Annotated in this window: 19 protein-coding genes; 18 read left to right on the plus strand and 1 reads right to left on the minus strand. The window is 33.0% G+C overall.

Features of this window, described 5'->3' with window-relative positions; genetic code table 11:
- Positions 1 to 78 precede the first annotated feature (78 nt).
- The 12 genes from FS85_RS0103900 (at position 79) to FS85_RS0103955 (ending at position 12,037) form a co-directional block, all read left to right on the plus strand.
- Positions 79 to 777 (plus strand): PspA/IM30 family protein, encoded by a 699-nt coding sequence (locus FS85_RS0103900; RefSeq protein WP_010134743.1) that lies wholly within the window; start codon positions 79 to 81, stop codon positions 775 to 777.
- 153 nt (positions 778 to 930) lie between these two features.
- Positions 931 to 1,431: a tetratricopeptide repeat protein gene (locus FS85_RS0103905; protein ID WP_160162386.1), complete on the plus strand. Its 501-nt coding sequence runs from the start codon at positions 931 to 933 to the stop codon at positions 1,429 to 1,431.
- 64 nt (positions 1,432 to 1,495) lie between these two features.
- A complete protein-coding gene (locus FS85_RS0103910; RefSeq protein WP_010134745.1) occupies positions 1,496 to 2,047 on the plus strand; it encodes a DUF4178 domain-containing protein in 552 nt (183 codons plus the stop codon).
- Between the two features lie 26 nt (positions 2,048 to 2,073).
- Positions 2,074 to 2,871, plus strand: a complete 798-nt coding sequence (locus FS85_RS0103915) for a hypothetical protein (protein ID WP_010134746.1) — start codon at positions 2,074 to 2,076, stop codon at positions 2,869 to 2,871.
- 22 nt (positions 2,872 to 2,893) lie between these two features.
- Positions 2,894 to 3,763 carry a DUF350 domain-containing protein gene (locus FS85_RS0103920; protein ID WP_010134747.1) on the plus strand — a complete coding sequence of 290 codons (870 nt, stop codon included), beginning with the start codon at positions 2,894 to 2,896 and terminating at the stop codon, positions 3,761 to 3,763.
- An 89-nt stretch (positions 3,764 to 3,852) separates the two neighbouring features.
- Positions 3,853 to 5,400 carry a polyamine aminopropyltransferase gene (locus FS85_RS0103925; protein WP_010134748.1) on the plus strand — a complete coding sequence of 516 codons (1,548 nt, stop codon included), beginning with the start codon at positions 3,853 to 3,855 and terminating at the stop codon, positions 5,398 to 5,400.
- A gap of 47 nt (positions 5,401 to 5,447) precedes the next feature.
- Positions 5,448 to 5,741 (plus strand): S-adenosylmethionine decarboxylase, encoded by a 294-nt coding sequence (locus FS85_RS0103930; RefSeq protein WP_010134749.1) that lies wholly within the window; start codon positions 5,448 to 5,450, stop codon positions 5,739 to 5,741.
- The gene (locus FS85_RS0103935; RefSeq protein ID WP_010134750.1) at positions 5,738 to 6,268 is read left to right on the plus strand and encodes a rhomboid family intramembrane serine protease; all 531 of its coding nucleotides are present in this window, start codon (positions 5,738 to 5,740) and stop codon (positions 6,266 to 6,268) included. The genes FS85_RS0103930 and FS85_RS0103935 overlap by 4 nt, the downstream gene beginning before the upstream one ends.
- Before the next feature lie 214 nt (positions 6,269 to 6,482).
- Positions 6,483 to 7,769, plus strand: a complete 1,287-nt coding sequence (locus FS85_RS0103940; protein WP_010134752.1) for a glycoside hydrolase family 117 protein — start codon at positions 6,483 to 6,485, stop codon at positions 7,767 to 7,769.
- Positions 7,770 to 7,943: 174 nt separating this feature from the next.
- A complete protein-coding gene (locus FS85_RS0103945) occupies positions 7,944 to 9,530 on the plus strand; it encodes a peptide chain release factor 3 (protein ID WP_010134753.1) in 1,587 nt (528 codons plus the stop codon).
- A gap of 6 nt (positions 9,531 to 9,536) precedes the next feature.
- Positions 9,537 to 11,093 (plus strand): hypothetical protein, encoded by a 1,557-nt coding sequence (locus tag FS85_RS0103950; RefSeq protein WP_010134754.1) that lies wholly within the window; start codon positions 9,537 to 9,539, stop codon positions 11,091 to 11,093.
- 8 nt (positions 11,094 to 11,101) lie between these two features.
- Positions 11,102 to 12,037: a peptidylprolyl isomerase gene (locus FS85_RS0103955; protein ID WP_010134755.1), complete on the plus strand. Its 936-nt coding sequence runs from the start codon at positions 11,102 to 11,104 to the stop codon at positions 12,035 to 12,037.
- Positions 12,038 to 12,109: 72 nt separating this feature from the next.
- Here the strand turns inward: FS85_RS0103955 and FS85_RS0103960 are convergent, their stop codons facing one another.
- Positions 12,110 to 12,931 (minus strand): hypothetical protein, encoded by an 822-nt coding sequence (locus tag FS85_RS0103960; protein ID WP_010134756.1) that lies wholly within the window; start codon positions 12,929 to 12,931, stop codon positions 12,110 to 12,112.
- 56 nt (positions 12,932 to 12,987) lie between these two features.
- Here FS85_RS0103960 and FS85_RS0103965 point away from each other — a divergent pair, with 56 nt between their 5' ends.
- The 6 genes from FS85_RS0103965 to FS85_RS0103990 all read left to right on the plus strand — a co-directional run bounded on the left by FS85_RS0103965 (position 12,988) and on the right by FS85_RS0103990 (position 17,771).
- The gene (locus tag FS85_RS0103965; RefSeq protein ID WP_010134757.1) at positions 12,988 to 13,413 is read left to right on the plus strand and encodes a thiol-disulfide oxidoreductase DCC family protein; all 426 of its coding nucleotides are present in this window, start codon (positions 12,988 to 12,990) and stop codon (positions 13,411 to 13,413) included.
- A 64-nt stretch (positions 13,414 to 13,477) separates the two neighbouring features.
- Positions 13,478 to 13,771 carry a DUF6787 family protein gene (locus FS85_RS0103970; protein WP_010134758.1) on the plus strand — a complete coding sequence of 98 codons (294 nt, stop codon included), beginning with the start codon at positions 13,478 to 13,480 and terminating at the stop codon, positions 13,769 to 13,771.
- Between the two features lie 65 nt (positions 13,772 to 13,836).
- Complete coding sequence (locus tag FS85_RS0103975; RefSeq protein ID WP_010134759.1) at positions 13,837 to 14,706, plus strand: AraC family transcriptional regulator; 870 nt, start codon at positions 13,837 to 13,839, stop codon at positions 14,704 to 14,706.
- A 306-nt stretch (positions 14,707 to 15,012) separates the two neighbouring features.
- Positions 15,013 to 16,161, plus strand: coding sequence for an ergothioneine biosynthesis protein EgtB (egtB, locus tag FS85_RS0103980; RefSeq protein WP_010134760.1), 1,149 nt, complete (start codon positions 15,013 to 15,015; stop codon positions 16,159 to 16,161).
- 2 nt (positions 16,162 to 16,163) lie between these two features.
- A complete protein-coding gene (locus FS85_RS0103985) occupies positions 16,164 to 17,111 on the plus strand; it encodes an L-histidine N(alpha)-methyltransferase (RefSeq protein WP_010134761.1) in 948 nt (315 codons plus the stop codon).
- A 3-nt stretch (positions 17,112 to 17,114) separates the two neighbouring features.
- Positions 17,115 to 17,771, plus strand: coding sequence for an aspartate/glutamate racemase family protein (locus FS85_RS0103990; RefSeq protein ID WP_010134763.1), 657 nt, complete (start codon positions 17,115 to 17,117; stop codon positions 17,769 to 17,771).
- The last annotated feature ends 21 nt before the right edge of the window (positions 17,772 to 17,792 follow it).

Below are 17,792 nucleotides of genomic sequence, written 5' to 3' on the forward strand. Positions count from 1 at the left end.
ATTAACAATACAATAGATTTTAGATACTGAGAGTAAAATTTTTAAGTATCTAAAGTTTTTAACAAAAAAAATACAATTATGAATATTTTTAAACGCTTATTTAATGTTGGTAAAGCAGAAGCACACGCTGCTATAGACAAAATGGAAGACCCTATTAAAATGACAGAACAGGGAATTCGTGACATGAAAAATGATCTGACACAAGCCTTGGAAGGATTGGCACAAGTAAAAGCCATGTTGATTCGATCTAAAAACGATAAAGAGACTTTTGAAACCAAAGCCAAAGATTATCAAAATAAAGCCATGCTAATTTTACAAAAAGTGCAAAAAGGTGAACTGTCTTCTGAAGACGGAGACCGTTTGGCTAAAGAAGCTTTGATAAAAAAAGAAGAAAACCAAGCACATGTAAACAGAGCACAGGTAGAGATTGAAAAATTTACAGACTCCGTTAACCAGCTAGAACGTAATGTAAACACATTAAAAAGTAATATTAGCAAATGGGAAAATGAACTAAAAACCCTAAAAGCTCGTGTAAAAGTATCTAACGCAACCAAAAATCTAAACAAACAAATGGCTGCTATAGACAGTTCTAGCACTGTAAACATGTTAGAAAAAATGAAAGAAAAAGTAGCACAAGAAGAAGCTTTAGCTGATGCATACGGAGATATTGCTAACGAATCTAAAAGTGTAGACGAAGAAATTGACAAAGTACTAGACAATACCAACACTAGTGCAGATAACGATCTAGATGCCTTAAAAAAACAAATGGGATTGTAAGTTCAAAAAACATAAAAGACAATAAACTATGGCTTGTTGTCTTTTTTAATAAAAATTATGAGAATTTTATACAGATTACTAGCTATTCTTTTTTTGTGGAGTGTATTTTCTTGTGTAAAAAAAGAAAAGACAATACACCCTAAGTCCATTGCAATGAACAAAAAAGCTACTACGTTTTATTTACAAAACAAACTCGATAGTGCCTTTCTGTATTTAAATAAATCTATTGAGATCGATGCAAAAAATACTGCTTCTATAAGTACTAAGATGAGTCTGTATATTAAACAAAAAAAATACGCAGAAGCCTTAGCTGAGAACTCAACTTTGCTAAAATTAAACTCCGACTCTGGAGGTACTTATTTTATAAGAGGTATCTTGTTGGAACGGCTTCAAGATAGTGCAAAAGCTAAAGAAGCATTTCTCAAAAGCGTATCTATTTTTGATATAGATCTATCAAAAGTTAGAGAAGAGAAACAATCTAAGAGCATTCGGATGAACAGAGCTATTTCCTTGTTGTTTTTAGGTGATGACCAGGCTTTTAAAAAACAGTTAAACATACTTTCACATAGCAAAGATGAATGGGATAAGAAAATGTTAAAAACCTATCACAAAATAACAAAAAAATCTATTACGAACAACATACTATCGGAGTGACGATAAATGTGCATATTTACAGTGGATATGGATGTTCTATGAAAGTTATTAAACAAAATACCACATGAGAATATTTAACTTTTTTAAAAAGAAAGAAACAGAACGACACTTTGACCCCCTGAATATTAAGGTGGCCGATTTAGAAAAAAATTATTTATTTGACTACAACCTAGAAACTTGGATGGTAACAGCCATGTTTGAGTATGATTGGGGAAACAACTTTTTTACAAGAGAGTTTGTCGTTAAAAATGGTTCGCAAAAAAAATACCTAGAGATTGAAGATGACGGAGGGCTTACACTTACGCTTTCTAGAGACATTAAACTGCGAAAATTAGGAGTCAATGTTACCAATCACATCGATCTTAATAACGAGCCTCCCAAAGAAATTGTTTTTGAAGGCACTCTTTATTATTTAGACGAAAAATCTCCTGGTTACAGTAGAAATGTAGAAAACGACAACTGGGAAGAACTGCTATCTTTTGACTATTTTGATGAAGATGAACAAAAAACACTCTGTATAACCCAATATGGTGATTATGAGTTTGAAGCCACACAAGGAATCGTAATTCAAGAATCAGATATCAGCAACATTTTACCCGCCCAGCAGGATAATTAATTATATTTGATTCAAAATTCTTCAACATGAAATATTTTATCAAAATCAGTTTTTTTGTATTGATTTTAAGTTTGTTTTCTTGTGGTAGCGATCGTCCTAAATACGTAAAATCTCCTATAGACAATTTAATTACTCAATACATTGATGAGCAAAATTACAGTGTAATTTTAGCAGATATGAACTACAATGAAAATCAAGATGCGTATTTTCATAAATATAAAATTATTATTCCTACGCCCAACAACACTCCTAGTGCCGAGGATGACTTTAATCTAAAAACTACTGATTGGAAAAAGGTAAGTCCCGTAATTTTTGAACAATATCAAAATGACTTAGGAATGACTATTTTATCTAAAAAAAATGGAGTTTTAGATAAAAAAACAGCTCCTGCAGGTTACGACAACTATGTAGGAAATCCTAAATATGGGCACTGGCAAACAGCCTCTAACGGAAGTTCTTTTTGGGCTTTTTACGGACAATATGCTTTTATGCAATCACTTTTTGGCTGGGGTTCTGGCTACCGTTATTACAGAGACGATTACAATTACTACAACAACTACAGGGGCCGTAGTAACTATTATGGTAGAAACAATACATTTGGCACCAAAAACTATAAAAATAGTAATTCTACCTGGGCTAGTAAATCTCAAAGTTTTAAACAAAGAGTACAAAGTAAGGTAAAAAAAAGTAGCTCTTATGCTAAGTCTAAAAGTTACTCTTCTGGTAAAAGCTATGGCACGTCTAACAAAAAAACTTACAGAAGTAACAGTCGCTACAATAGTGGTTCTTCTTACCGCTCTAGAAGTGGTGGTTTCGGAAAATAATCAACAATATAAAAATTAGATCATGGATACAGCGTTTGATTTTACAACCTATTTCTACTCCGCAGGATATGTACTCTCTGGATTGCTTATTTTTGTTTTAGGAAAATTAGCTTACAAGTTTACCCATTCAAAAATCAATATTCAGAATGAATTGGTAGAAAAAGACAATTTTGCTTTTATACTTTCTTACATAGGATATTTTATTGGCTTGTTAATTACCATTGGCGGTAGCATTATTGGCGAAAGCTATGGTTTTTGGATAGATATTGAGCATATTTTTATCTATGGAACTTTATCCATTTTGTTGCTTCAAATTTCTAATTTTATAGCTAACAAGCTTATTTTGCCTAAGTTTGATTTGAAAAAAGAAATAATTATTGATCAAAATGAAGGAACGGGAATTATAGAAGCCATTATTTACGTTGTAAACGGACTTATTTTATACGGTGCTTTGGTTGGAGAATCAGAAACCTTAACCGAAGGAATTTTAACTTTTGTAATCTATTGGGCTATTGGAAATATTATGTTAGTCCTTACTTCTAAAATTTACGGTTGGTGGCTAGATTACAATATTCATGAACAGATTGAAAAAGACAATGTTGCTGCAGGAATTGCTTTTGGAGGTGCTTTGTTAGCTATAGGAATTATTATTATGAATGCTTTAATTGCTCCTTTTGAAGACTGGACAACCACTATTATTGATATTTCTATACAAATGGTTTTGGCTACAATCTTGTTACCAATAATGCGCTTTTTTGCTGATACAATTCTATTACCTGGGCAAAAATTAACGGATGAAATTGTGCATCAAGAAAAGCCCAATTTAGGAGCTGGTTTGGTAGAAGCTTTTGCCTATGCAGGTTCTGCTGTTCTAATTTCTTGGTGCTTGTAAGAACATTACGGTACTTTGTTATCTTAATATTAATTTTATTAAGATGCATTAAGTGTCAAAGGCAATATTCAAATTAAAAAGCTCACAATTTGAACTTCTTTAAAAAAAATTCTTTTGTATTAAAAGCAGCCATATTCGCAACTGGTTTTGCAGGGATTGTTGCAGAATACATCCTATCTACTTTAGCCACTTATTTTATTGGAAATTCTATTTTTCAATGGACCATGATTGTATCTCTTATGCTGTTTTGTATGGGACTAGGTAGTCGATGGAGTAAAAAAATAAACAAAAACCTAATTCAAAATTTTCTTTTACTAGAAGTTTCTCTCTCTTTACTGGTCGCTTTTTCATCAGTTTTGGTATATACTTTGGCTGCTTTTACAGAATTGTACGCTTTGGTTATTTATGTTTTAAGCATGCTTATTGGTTTGCTAATCGGTTTAGAAATTCCGTTAGTGGTTAGAATCAATAAAGAATATGAAGATTTAAAAAGCAATATCTCCTCTATTTTAGAAAAGGATTATTACGGAAGCTTGTTAGGTGGTGTCTTTTTTGCTTTTGTAGGTTTACCCGTTTTAGGCTTAACCTACACTCCGTTTGTTCTCGGAATCATCAACTTTATGGTGGCTCTAATCGTTTTATTTCGTTTTAAAGAAAAACTTAAACCTATAAAAAACAGAAAACTACAATTAATTTTATCTCTTGTTTTTGCTATTTTAATTTCTGGAGTTATGGTAACTCAGCCTATTATTCAGTGGGGAGAGCAAAAAAAATACAAAGATAAAGTCATCTTTTCGGAACAAACTAAATATCAAAAAATAGTAATTACCGAATGGAAAAACCAACATTGGTTGTACTTAAACGGAAATCTGCAATTTTGTTCTATTGACGAAAAAATGTATCACGAACCCTTAGTACACCCCATTATGAAACTGCATCAACAACCGCAAAACATCTTAATTTTAGGAGGAGGTGATGGATGTGCTGTTAGGGAATTACTCAAATATCCTTCGGTAAACAAAATAGATTTGGTGGATTTAGACCCTGTAATGACCCAACTTGGAAAAGAACACCCTGTTTTATTGGCTCAAAATTTGGGAAGCTTAAATTCTGAAAAAGTAACTATCTACAACCAAGATGCTTATATTTTTTTAGAGCAAAACACAACCAATTTTTACGATGTAATTATTGCCGATTTGCCCGACCCTAGAACCATTGAATTAGGACGTTTGTACTCTAAAGAATTTTATACCCTTTGCTACAGAAAACTTAGACCCAACGGTGCCATTGTTACCCAAGCAGGTAGTCCTTATTTTGCAACAAAAGCCTTTAAATGCATTGACAAAACCATAGAAAGTTGTGGCTTTACTACCATCAAACTCCACAACCAAGTATTGTCAATGGGAGAGTGGGGATGGATTTTAGGAACCAAAGAGTCCATCAAATCTAGTGAATTAAAAAAAAGAATACAATCTCTAGAATTTCATAACACAAAGTGGATTAACAACGAAGCCATGCAGCTTATTACGTCTTTTGGAAAAGATTTTTTTAATGTTGATGCTGTGATTGAAATTAACAGTGTACATCATCCTGTTTTGTACAAGTACTATTTAAAAGGAAATTGGGATTTATATTAAAGTAAAACAAAAAGGTCATCGAGCAAAGTCTAGATGCAATAATGCGAATGGATTTAACTTATAAAAAAATAGAAGCCAATATATACAACTATCAATTTTGGACTACTTGTACACAACCTGATGAGTTAAAAAACACATACAAATCCATACTAAACAAAGTTGGGTTTAACATTTTACAGTTTAGTGAACATTATTTTCCAGGACAAGGTTATACATGTTTTTGGTTGTTAGGAGAAAGTCATTTGGCCATTCACACCTTTCCTGAAAGCAATAAAAGTTATGTAGAGCTAAGCAGTTGCAATAAGGAAAAGTTAGATTTTTTTAAAACTGAAACCTTATGAACTACGATTATGTAAAACAGATTTTTGGTTTTATAGGCATATTATACCTTGTTTGGTTATTAGATTTTGTGTTGCCTCTTTCTCGTTTCGGAATTGTTCCAAGAACGCAACAAGGGTTGATTGGTATTGTAACCGCTCCTTTTTTACATGCAAACATTCGCCACTTAATTTCTAATACTTTGCCATTACTTGTTTTGTTATTGGTGTTATTTTCTTTTTATCCTAGAAAAGCAGTAAGCGTGGTGATTATTTCTATTTTACTTGGTGGATTGTTAGTTTGGTTGCTTGGACGAAATGCAAACCATATTGGAGCTAGCGGATTAATTTATGGTTTGGCGGCCTTTTTAATTGTAAATGGTTTTAACGAGCAAAAAACCATTCCTATTCTAATTTCTATTGCCGTTGCGGTTATCTATGGTGGGCTGTTCTGGGGACTTTTTCCTTCTTTTAGAGCTTATATTTCTTGGGAAGCTCATTTGTTTGGAGCCATTGCTGGTATAGTAGCAGTCTTTGCATTAAGGAGGTAAATATTGATTAAGGCAAACTCTTAGTAAAAAAATAATTTTCGGAAACATCCACATAATTTCGGAAACGTTTTCTATAAAAATTATAACTATGGAAACGTTTCCGATTTTCTTTTTTGTAAAAGTTCAAGTCAAAATCAAAAAAATATCTGAAATTTAGTTTTGAAAACAAAAACCAAAACGCAATTATTCTTAACATTTAAATTATAAATGACCTATGAAGTCCATTTTTAACATCGAGAAAATCATCCTATTGTTATTTCTTAGTGTTTTAGGTATTGCTTGTCAGAAAGAAATCGACAAAAAAGAAGCACATCAACCTAAAGAACATCAAGCATTTCCGTACAAAATGCCGACCGAAAAACCCAACTTTCCTTTAAGTGCATCTGCAGAACGCATGTTTGATTATCCTGCACCTAGAGTTCAAGACAACGAATTATTTTCGCAATTTAAATATACCCGCCTTAAAGGTTTTGACTACAATAATGGTGATGGAACCATAACTAGAAGAGACCCTACTCGCCCAATAAAAGTAGGAGATACTTACTATCTATGGTATACCAAACGCCACACCAAGGTACCTCCTATTGGGTGGAATAATGCAGCAAAAGCTACCGATGAAATCCCTTCTACAGACTGGGACTTGGCAGAAGTTTGGTACGCAACTAGTAAAGATGGATTTACTTGGGAAGAAAAAGGAGTTGCTATTAAAAGACCCGAAAAGCCAAAATCTGGGTGGAGATCGGTATGTACGCCAGAAATTTTGGTTTGGAAAGGAAAATACTATTTATACTACCAAGCTTTTGACGAACCTAGCGGACTAAAAGGGGATTTATGTCCAGTATCTATTTCATATGCAGAATCTCCTGAAGGACCTTGGATTCATGGCGGTGATGCCGTAATTCCTTTCGGTAAAGAAGGAGAATGGGATCATAAGGCAACACATGATCCTTACCCAATTGTACACAACGGAAAAATTTATGTATACTACAAATCTGCTTACAATAAATGGCCTGACAACAGAAAAAATTATGCTGTAGGACACGGTTTAGCAATAGCTGAGGATCCGTTAGGACCTTATACCAAACATCCTTTAAACCCTGTAATGACCTCAGGACACGAGACCACTTATTTCCCGTATAAAGAAGGAATTGCTGCTATTATTTACAAAGACGGAAACGAAAGAGAAACAGTACAGTACGCTCCTGATGGTGTTAATTTTAAAGTAATGTCTAAAATTTCATTAGTTCCTATTGCTGCCGGACCTTATACTCCCGATGCCTTTACAAATACCAAAGATGGTAGAGGAATCACTTGGGGAATTTCACATTTCATCAATGCAGGTAAAAATGGAGGTAGACACTCTATCATTGCAAGATTTGATTGTGATTTAAGCTTAGATTACAACGAACCTGGTTTTAAACAATCTGGAGTTTGGCACAAACCAGCAGTCTACTTTGCTCAAGGATTAGGAAAGTTAAGAAGCCATCCTGAAGGAAGATAACACTCGGTTTTTTTTACATTTTTTTGATCATGCGCTTTGTTATTACTAAAACAAGCGCATGTTTTTTTTCTAATTCCTCGTAAATAAGCAATGTAAAATGTCTTACTTGCAGATTGCTAATTGCTAATTGAAAACGTATCTTTGCCGCTCTTATATCGATTTTAAATCAACAGAATGGCATTTTTAGACGAAATTAGACGTAGACGTACTTTTGGAATTATCTCTCACCCCGATGCGGGTAAAACCACACTAACAGAAAAATTATTACTCTTTGGAGGAGCAATTAGTGAAGCAGGTGCCGTAAAAAGCAACAAAGTAAAAAAAGGAGCCACATCAGATTTTATGGAAATCGAACGTCAACGTGGAATTTCGGTAGCTACTTCTGTTTTGGCCTTTAACTACAAAAACCGTAAAATTAATATTCTTGATACACCTGGTCACAAAGATTTTGCCGAAGATACTTTTAGGACTCTAACAGCTGTAGACTCTGTAATTGTTGTAATCGATGTTGCAAAAGGAGTAGAGCCTCAAACCGAAAAATTGGTAGAAGTTTGTAGAATGCGTAAAATTCCTATGATTGTATTCATCAATAAATTAGACAGAGAGGGTAAAGATGCTTTTGATTTATTAGATGAAGTAGAACAAAAACTAGGACTTACTACAACTCCCCTTTCTTTTCCTATTGGGATGGGCTATGATTTTCAAGGAATTTATAACATCTGGGAAAAGAAAATTAATTTGTTTTCTGGAGACAGCAAGCAAAAAATCACTAAAGGGGTTGAATTTACAGACATCAGCGTTCCTGAACTGGATGAAATGATTGGAAAAAAAGCAGCAGACACCTTACGTGAAGAAATTGAAATGGTAGAAGAAATCTATCCTGATTTTGACAGAGAAGAATATATAAAAGGGGATTTGCAACCTGTTTTTTTTGGATCTGCTCTGAACAATTTTGGAGTAAAAGAACTTTTAGATTGTTTTATAGAAATTGCTCCAGACCCACAACCTAAACAATCCGAAGAACGTTTGGTAGATGCCAAAGAAGACAAAATGACTGGGTTTGTGTTTAAAATTCATGCCAACATGGATCCTAAACATAGAGATCGTTTGGCATTTGTAAAAATTGTATCGGGTACTTTTAAAAGAAATGTTCCTTATTTACATGTAAGAAATGGTAAAAAAATGAAATTCTCTAGCCCAAACGCTTTCTTTGCCGAGAAAAAAGAGATAATAGAAGAGTCGTACCCAGGTGATATTGTAGGTTTACACGATACAGGTAACTTTAAAATTGGAGACACTCTTACCGAAGGGGAAATCGTTAACTTTAAAGGAATTCCTAGTTTTTCTCCAGAACACTTTCGTTATGTTAACAATGCCGACCCTCTAAAAGCCAAACAACTTTACAAAGGGTTAGATCAATTGATGGACGAAGGAGTTGCCCAACTATTTACCTTAGAGCTCAATGGCCGTAAAGTAATTGGAACCGTTGGAGCTTTACAATATGAAGTAATTCAATATCGTTTGGAACACGAATACGGTGCCAAATGTACCTACGAAAACCTAAACATGCACAAAGTTTGTTGGGTAGAAGAAGGTGAAAACAAAGAAGAGTTTAAAGAATTTAAACGTGTAAAACAACGTTACTTAGCCAAAGACAAACAGGGTCAATTGGTTTTTTTAGCAGATTCTGCTTTTACCATTCAAATGACCCAAGACAAATACCCGTCGGTAAAACTACATTTTACGAGCGAGTTTAAATAATAAGTAATGATTAAAAAACTTTTTTTAAGACTTGTGTTTTTATATTCCTGTTTGAGTTCTGCTCAATCGGACTTGTCTATTTTTACAAAAAAAAATAGAGTACGTTTAAACTACATGGTCTTAAAAATGCCTTATGATTTCAATGCTAAAGACAAAAAAATGGCGTTGGGAGGACTACACTATCAAATACCTATTACTAACAAGTTTTATTTGGGAACCAACACACATGCAGCTCTATTTGGAGATCAAGGAGGCTTATTCACTTTAGGAATTGAAATAGGACTTAGACAACCTATTTTTAAAAATTTATCCTTAGATACTAACCTAGATTTTGGTGGAGGTGGAGGTTACAGAAGCCTTATCAATAAAGGAGCCTACATCAATCCTAATATTGGATTAGCTTATCAGTTTAAAAACATAACTTTTGGTGCTCAATACAGTCATTTTAATTTTTACACTGGCTCCATTAAAGACAATTCAGTTTCTTTGTTCTTAGAATTCTCAACCAAGATACAAACGGCTCTATATTCAGAAAAAAATAATAGTTATGATTTAAATAATGTAAATAAACTAAACAACAAAAAAAGTGCATTTGCTATTAAGTTAGATCAGTATTTCCCTTTCGGAAGAACACGAAAAGACTTTGAACATAATTCGGAGCTACTAAGGAATACGTTATACTTATTAGGTTTCGAATATCAAAAATACATAAACCAAAACACCTTCGTATTTATCCATTCTGATGCCGTGTATAGTGGCTTGGTTGCTGGTTTTATGGATATTTTTGGAGGAATTGGTTACGAACCTATCCAAACCAATCACTTTAATATTTTTACCAAATTAGCAATAGGATCAGCTGGAGGAAGAGTTAGAGCTGAAGGAGGTGCAACAATGTATCCTTCTTTAGGAATTGATTATCATATATCTAGTAAAACCTCATTATTTGCACATGTAGGTTACACTAGAGCTTTAGATGGATATTTTGAAGCTTATACTATGGGAGGAGGAATTAAGTTTAGTACTCAACCACAAAAAGTACAAGAATTAACACCTACAAAAATTTATACTAAAGGGGTTCGTGTAAGCATGCAACACCAGACATATTTGGATATTAAAAGGCAAGTTAGAGAACCTTTAGATCAACTACATCTATTGGCCTTACAGTTTAATTATGATCTAAATAAAAGTCTGTATTTGATAGCACAAACTGCTTTTGCTTACGAGTCTAGGTACAATGGTTCTAATTTTGAAAGTGCAAAATGGGGGGCTGGTGGATATGCTGATGGAATGATAGGAATGGGAGTTTATTCTCCTATATTTGCAAAAGGAAAAATTCAACCTTTTGCAGAGGTACTTATTGGTGCAGGAGGAGGTGCTGGAATAGATGCAGGAGGAGGAATTATTTCTAAAGTTAAGGTAGGAAGTTATTATAAATTGACTTCTCACTTGTCGTTAATTGTATCCGGAGGTAAGGTAATTTCTCCATTTGCAAACGTAAACTCTAATAATATTAACATAGGTTTTAGTGTTAATTTTTCAACACTAACTACTTTATTTAAATAATCAAAAGAATGAACAACGGATTGTACGCAAAATTCAACACCTCTAAAGGTGAGATTTTAGTAAACTTAGAATTTGAAAAAACTCCTGGTACTGTGGGTAACTTTGTTGCCTTGGCAGAAGGAAATATGGAAAACAGTGCAAAACCACAGGGAACTCCTTACTACGACGGATTAAAATTCCACCGTGTAATTCCAGATTTTATGATTCAAGGAGGATGTCCTCAAGGTACAGGAACAGGAAATCCTGGGTATAGCTTTGATGATGAAATTGTAGCAGAGTTAAAGCACGATGCTCCAGGTAAATTATCTATGGCCAATGCAGGTCCTGGAACCAATGGCTCTCAATTTTTTATCACACATGTTGCAACCCCATGGTTAGACGGAAAACACACTGTTTTTGGTAGTGTAGTAAAAGGACAAGATATTGTAGATGCTGTTGCACAAGATGATATAATTGAATCTTTAGAAATTATTCGTGTAGGAGAAGCTGCCGAAAAATTTAATGCTATTGAAGCTTTTAGAACTTTTGAAGGTGCTAGAGAAGCAAGAATAAAAGCAGAAATTGAAGCCAGAGAACAAGAACTAGAAAAGTTGGCTGCTGGTTACGAAAAAACGGCTAGTGGATTGCGATACAAAATCGTTCAAAAGAGTGATTCTGGGCAAAAAGCAAACAAAGGTCAAATGGTTTCGGTACACTACAAAGGACAGTTGTCAGATGGAACCGTGTTTGACTCTTCTTATAAAAGAAAAGAACCTATTGAATTTGCTTTAGGTGTAGGCCAAGTAATCCCAGGATGGGATGAAGGTATTCAGCTATTAGAAGTTGGAGATAAAGCTCGTTTGGTAATTCCTTCTGATTTAGCTTATGGTGCTAGAGGTGCTGGTGGTGTTATTCCTCCAAACGCAACCTTGATATTTGATGTAGAATTGGTAAAAGTAAAATAATTACCCTCTAAAAAAATTCATTAAAAAAGGCTTTATTAAAATAATAAAGCCTTTTTTAATTACCCACAATTTCTAAAACAATCGAAACCTACCTCCTATTAACAGCGTTCCTTGTAAAAAAGTAAAATCTTGAGAAGCTGAATCGGATTGACTAGGTGTCGTTCTTATATCAGACATATTAATATACCCACCTCTTAAATCAGTTTGAACAAAAAAGTGTTTGTAAATCACAAAGTTTACTCCAAATTGTGCATGAATTCCATATCCAGATAAATGAAAATCATCATGTCTTTCTTTTCCTAACAAGGTCGAGTTGGTTTTAGGCAATAGCCCTCCTGCTCCAATTCCTTCGGTTAAATTAATTCTAAAATTTTCGGTGTGAATTCCTAAATCGTCAGAAATATCATCAAACCTATTGATGGAGATATGAATGTAATTTAAACCGTCTGTATGTTCAAACTTTAAAAAATTTTCAGTTTGCTGAATCAAATCATTACTGTAAACTCCGTCAAATTCACCTCCTGTATTAATTTCTCCATCAATAATCAATCCTTGATTTTGTACCGTAACATATTTCATATGATCTAGACCTAAAACAACACTGTAGTTTTCATGAAAAAAATATCCAATAGCTGCATTTGTTTGTGGCAAAGAAACATTTGCTGGATTAAGGTACTTGTTTACCGAAAAAGGGACTTGTTTGTCTTTAGCTGCAACATCTTTTAACGTAAAGTTATAGTTATCTCCTTTAAAAGTAATGTCTGAAGCTGAATATTTAGAACGATTCCACCCCCAGTAAGCATAAAACTTCCCTTTATTTTTTAGCACTGTTTCTTGTGCTTGTGTACTGCTTATGATAAAAAAAAACAATAGAAGGTATTTAAAAAATCTCATTTGATAATTGGGTATATTTGTTTTTGAAAAAATTTCGACAAATTTAGACAATCCAAATGAGTATTGATTTAGAAAGTATAGAAGAAATTAGAAAACAGCATCAAATAATTTTGTTTGATGGAGTTTGCAATTTATGCAATCAATCCGTTCAAGTAGTTATTAAAAATGATGCACACAACGTTTTCCGCTTTGCAGCCTTACAATCCGATAAAGGACTGAATTTTATTAAAAAAAACGACTTGGTTAACATAGATTCTATTTTATTGATAACTCAAAACCAAATTTATACAAAATCTAGTGCAGCACTACAAATTGCCAAACAACTTAAAGGTGTATATCCGTTATTATTTGTGTTTTACCCCATCCCTAAAGCTATAAGAGATTGGGTCTATGTTTATATTGCAAAAAACAGATATCGATGGTTTGGAAAAAAGGAACATTGTATGGTTCCAAGCACTGAACTGAAAGAAAAATTTATTTAACTCCTTTTTTAAATAAGTTGCATATTTCTGATTATCCACTATTTTTGCTTCAAATTACAGAACGATGAAAAAACTAAGAGAGCGCTGGGGGCTGCAATCCAATTGGGGAATTTTAGCAATTATTGTTGCTTTTAGCATTAATGGCTCTTTTGCCGCATATATTGTAAGACCTTTACTTACCATAATTGGGGTTACTAAAGAAAACTTAAACATAGTTGTTTACTATATTTTATACTTAGTACCTGTTTTTATCGTTTATCAATTTACATTGCCATACTCAGGATGGCTTGTTGGTCAGTATCGTTTTTTTAAAAACATGCAAGACAAGATGTTTAAAAGAATGAAAATTAAGTCATAAATAAAGATCACATCTTAAATTTGTTTGTGTTTTTTGTAACTTACACAGACGAAATTAGGAAGACAATGATTCATCAAATCCCCGATATTTCTTTTAAAAACAAAACTCCTTACGGTGATTTTGAATTGATTGAGTTATCGGAATTGTTTCAAAGGATTTTTGATAGTCAAAACCACAATCCCACCTTAGCTCATAAAATTGACTTTTTTGCTTTATTATTGGTCACTAACGGATTTGGTACGCATACTATAGACTTAAAAACACATCAACTAAAACAAGGCTCTATTGTAAAAATAAGCAAAGGCCAAGTGCATGCTTTTCAAAAAAAGCCAACGTATAAAGGGTATTTAATTCTTTTTACTGAAGAGTTTTTATTCCGTTACTTTTCACCATCTTCCATTCAGTTAATTGCGCATTTGTACAACTATCATATTGCTCCCGCTATTAATTCTGATAAAAAATTAAACCATGTATTCATAACACAACTTCAGGAAGAAATTCGTTATAAAACACACTACGCATACAAGAACATTATAGCCTCTATTCTAGAAATATACTTGCTAAAGTTAGAAAGAAAAAATCCACATCAGCACCTAACCCCAAAAAATACAAAGGATTACAGCACGTTTTTACAATTTAAAAATTTGGTTGAAACCAAATGTCATCAAACCAGAAACGTAAAAGATTATGCTAAAAATTTACAATTGTCTACCAAAAGACTAAATGAAGTAGTAAAAAAAGCAACTTTAAATACTGCCAAAATATTTATTGATAATTATGTAATTCTAGAAATCAAAAGAGAAATTGCAAGCACCAATAAAAGCTTAAAAGAAATTTCTTTTGCCATGGGCTTTGATGAAGTAACCAATTTTACCAAATTCTTTAAGAAAAAAACAGGACATACTCCAAAATCTTTTAAAAACTCTTTTCTGTAAAACCCCATATTTACCATTTTATCAGTTTCATTTACCTTTTTTAAAATTACCACAGCATCTATTTTTATAAAACACAAACAATGACTATGGATGATGTTTCTACCGTATTTATAAATAAAGGCCTAACCAACATATAGCTGTTAAAAATCAAGCGACAACCTGTAAAATAATTGAGGATTTTAACAAACAATTTACAATCTTCTTATTCTATATAAGCTTATTTATACACAAACCATTTTATTAGTTTTTTTGATTAAGATTCTTCTTATCAAGTTGAAGTTCGTATCTTTTAAAAAAATAGAAAGCATGAATTTATTAGAAAAATACAACGCTGTAAGACAACAAACCTTAGCCTTTTGCAGTCACCTAGCAGTTGAAGATTTTTCCATACAGGTAGCAAAATTTGCAAGTCCAGCAAAATGGCACTTGGCTCACACTACTTGGTTTTTTGAAACGTTTATCTTAAAAAAACAAATAAATCAATACCCTGAATTTAACGAAAATTATAATTTTTTATTCAACAGTTATTACAATAATGTAGGAGATAGAATACTACAAGCCAACCGAGGAAACCTTTCTAGGCCTAGTATTCAAGAAATCTATGCTTATAGAAAACATGTAGACACCCACATGCAACAACTTTTAAACACAGATCTTAATCTAGACCTTAAAAAGTTAATTGTTTTGGGACTTCAGCACGAAGAACAGCACCAAGAACTATTGGTTACCGATGTAAAATATATGTTAGGCCACAATCCTATTTTTCCTGCATACCACCCAAACACAAACTTAAGCAAAGACACTAACCTTTGTACAAATCTGATAAAAATCAATCAAGGAATATACAAAATCGGTCATCAAGGAACCGATTTTTGCTTTGATAACGAACTGGGAGTACACCAAGTTTTTATTGATGACTTTCATATTCAAAACTACCTAGTAACCAATGGAGATTTTTTAGAATTTATGAAAGATGGAGCCTATCAAAATTTTAATCTTTGGTTAGATGATGGGTGGCATTGGATACAGAAAAATAACATTAACGCTCCCTTGTATTGGCATTTTTATAAAGGAGAATGGCATCAATATACCTTCGCTGGACTATGCAAAGTAGATCCTAATGCAATTTTATGTCATGTTAGTTATTACGAAGCTGTAGCTTTTGCTGAATGGAAAAAAATGCGATTGCCTACAGAATTTGAGTGGGAAGTTGCTTCTAAACAATTAAACTGGGGAACTCGATGGGAATGGACACAAAGTGCTTATCTACCCTATCCTAATTTTAAGAAAGAAAGTGGTGCCGTTGGGGAATACAATGGCAAATTTATGAGCAATAAAATGGTTCTTAGAGGAGCTTCTGCAGCTACATCAAAAAACCACAGTAGAACTACTTACAGAAACTTTTTTCATCCATCAGAAAGATGGCAATTTACAGGAATCCGATTAGCAAAATAACTATGATTGAAAATTTTAAAACTGAAATAGACCTTGGCTTGTCTTCTACAACAAAAAAACTGCCTTCCAAGTATTTTTACAACAAAAAAGGAGATGCTCTTTTTGTAGAAATTATGAATTTACCAGAGTATTACCTAACCAGAAGTGAGTTTGATATTTTTAAAAATAAAACTCAAGATTTAATTCAGCATTTAGGATTAGAAAAAAACACCTTTTTTGAACTGATAGAGCTTGGTGCCGGAGATGGAACTAAAACCAAACAGCTATTAAAATCTTTGTCTAAAGAAAATTATTCTTTTAATTATTTGCCTATTGATATTTCTCACAACGCATTGAGTTTGTTAAAAAAAGATCTTCAAAATTCTTTGCCCAAAGTTCTTGTACACACGCAACAAGGAGATTATTTTGAAGTATTGGCCTCTTTAAAACAAAGCAATCATCCAAAAGTTGTTTTATTTTTAGGCTCTAACATAGGAAATATGGAAGATGCTGTTGCAGCTAAATTCCTAAAAAACCTTGCTGCTAATTTGCAAACCAACGACACATTGTTGTTAGGAGTAGATTTGATTAAAGCCAAAGAAATTATACTGCCTGCTTATAATGATAGCAAAGGTGTTACGGCACAATTCAACTTAAATTTATTACAAAGAATTAATGATGAATTGGGAGGAAATTTTAATTTGGATGATTTTGATCATGCTCCAGAATACAACGAACGTGAAGGAATTGCTAAAAGTTATATTGTAAGCAATCGATCGCAAACTGTACATATCACCGCAACAGGAAACACGTATCACTTTAATAAAGGAGAAAAAATTCATACCGAAATTTCAAGAAAGTACAACGATGCTTTGCTTCAAGAAATTATTAAAGACAGTGACTTGCACATACAAACAAAAATTGTAGACAGCAAACAGTATTTTGCAGATTACATTCTAAAAAAACAATAATTTATGTGTGTTTTAGGGCTCTTAGGATTGGGGAATTACAGTACTTTGTTTTATATAAAAGAGCTAAACCAACAATACCAGCAACAAAAAGGAGGCTACAGCACTTGTCCTTTTATTATGCTTAATACTGATTTTAACACCATCAACCCTTACCTTCCTCATCCATCAGAAACATTAAACAGAACTGTTCAACATTACATTCATCAACTAGAAACCTTAGCTCCTGACTGTATACTTATTCCTAACATTACACTTCACCAAACCATCGATTTACTAAAAATCAACACCCCCATTTTACACCCTGTAACATTATGTCTTCAAAAATTACAGAAAAACAACGTGAATAGTATTGTAATTTTTGCAACCAAACACACAATGACTTCTTCTTATTTACCTCAATATTTTCAGTCTAAACATATCGATGTAAAAAAACCTACGCCTTCCGATGTAGATTTTATAGATACTTTTAGACAACGAGTGTACCATCAGCAAGAAAGCCCTGAAGAAATTACACAATTTTACAGCATTATACAGCGTTATACCCAAACAACTAGTGTGGTTTTGGCTTGTACTGAATTATCTATATACAATCCTAAAGCTAATGGGATTTACGATATGGTTCAAATACAAATACAAGCTGCAGTAGACAAAATTCTTTAACCTGCCAACATTTACCATTTT

The organism is Ochrovirga pacifica (genome assembly GCF_000220525.1).
GTDB lineage: Bacteria > Bacteroidota > Bacteroidia > Flavobacteriales > Flavobacteriaceae > Ochrovirga > Ochrovirga pacifica.

Coding starts and splice junctions, on each gene's coding strand:
- FS85_RS0103900 (WP_010134743.1), top strand. CDS start 79: ATGAATATTTTTAAACGCTTATTTAATGTTGGTAAAGCAGAAGCACAC.
- FS85_RS0103905 (WP_160162386.1), top strand. CDS start 931: ATGAACAAAAAAGCTACTACGTTTTATTTACAAAACAAACTCGATAGT.
- FS85_RS0103910 (WP_010134745.1), top strand. CDS start 1,496: ATGAGAATATTTAACTTTTTTAAAAAGAAAGAAACAGAACGACACTTT.
- FS85_RS0103915 (WP_010134746.1), top strand. CDS start 2,074: ATGAAATATTTTATCAAAATCAGTTTTTTTGTATTGATTTTAAGTTTG.
- FS85_RS0103920 (WP_010134747.1), top strand. CDS start 2,894: ATGGATACAGCGTTTGATTTTACAACCTATTTCTACTCCGCAGGATAT.
- FS85_RS0103930 (WP_010134749.1), top strand. CDS start 5,448: ATGGATTTAACTTATAAAAAAATAGAAGCCAATATATACAACTATCAA.
- FS85_RS0103935 (WP_010134750.1), top strand. CDS start 5,738: ATGAACTACGATTATGTAAAACAGATTTTTGGTTTTATAGGCATATTA.
- FS85_RS0103940 (WP_010134752.1), top strand. CDS start 6,483: ATGAAGTCCATTTTTAACATCGAGAAAATCATCCTATTGTTATTTCTT.
- FS85_RS0103945 (WP_010134753.1), top strand. CDS start 7,944: ATGGCATTTTTAGACGAAATTAGACGTAGACGTACTTTTGGAATTATC.
- FS85_RS0103950 (WP_010134754.1), top strand. CDS start 9,537: ATGATTAAAAAACTTTTTTTAAGACTTGTGTTTTTATATTCCTGTTTG.
- FS85_RS0103955 (WP_010134755.1), top strand. CDS start 11,102: ATGAACAACGGATTGTACGCAAAATTCAACACCTCTAAAGGTGAGATT.
- FS85_RS0103960 (WP_010134756.1), bottom strand. CDS start 12,931: ATGAGATTTTTTAAATACCTTCTATTGTTTTTTTTTATCATAAGCAGT.
- FS85_RS0103965 (WP_010134757.1), top strand. CDS start 12,988: ATGAGTATTGATTTAGAAAGTATAGAAGAAATTAGAAAACAGCATCAA.
- FS85_RS0103970 (WP_010134758.1), top strand. CDS start 13,478: ATGAAAAAACTAAGAGAGCGCTGGGGGCTGCAATCCAATTGGGGAATT.
- FS85_RS0103975 (WP_010134759.1), top strand. CDS start 13,837: ATGATTCATCAAATCCCCGATATTTCTTTTAAAAACAAAACTCCTTAC.
- egtB (WP_010134760.1), top strand. CDS start 15,013: ATGAATTTATTAGAAAAATACAACGCTGTAAGACAACAAACCTTAGCC.
- FS85_RS0103985 (WP_010134761.1), top strand. CDS start 16,164: ATGATTGAAAATTTTAAAACTGAAATAGACCTTGGCTTGTCTTCTACA.
- FS85_RS0103990 (WP_010134763.1), top strand. CDS start 17,115: ATGTGTGTTTTAGGGCTCTTAGGATTGGGGAATTACAGTACTTTGTTT.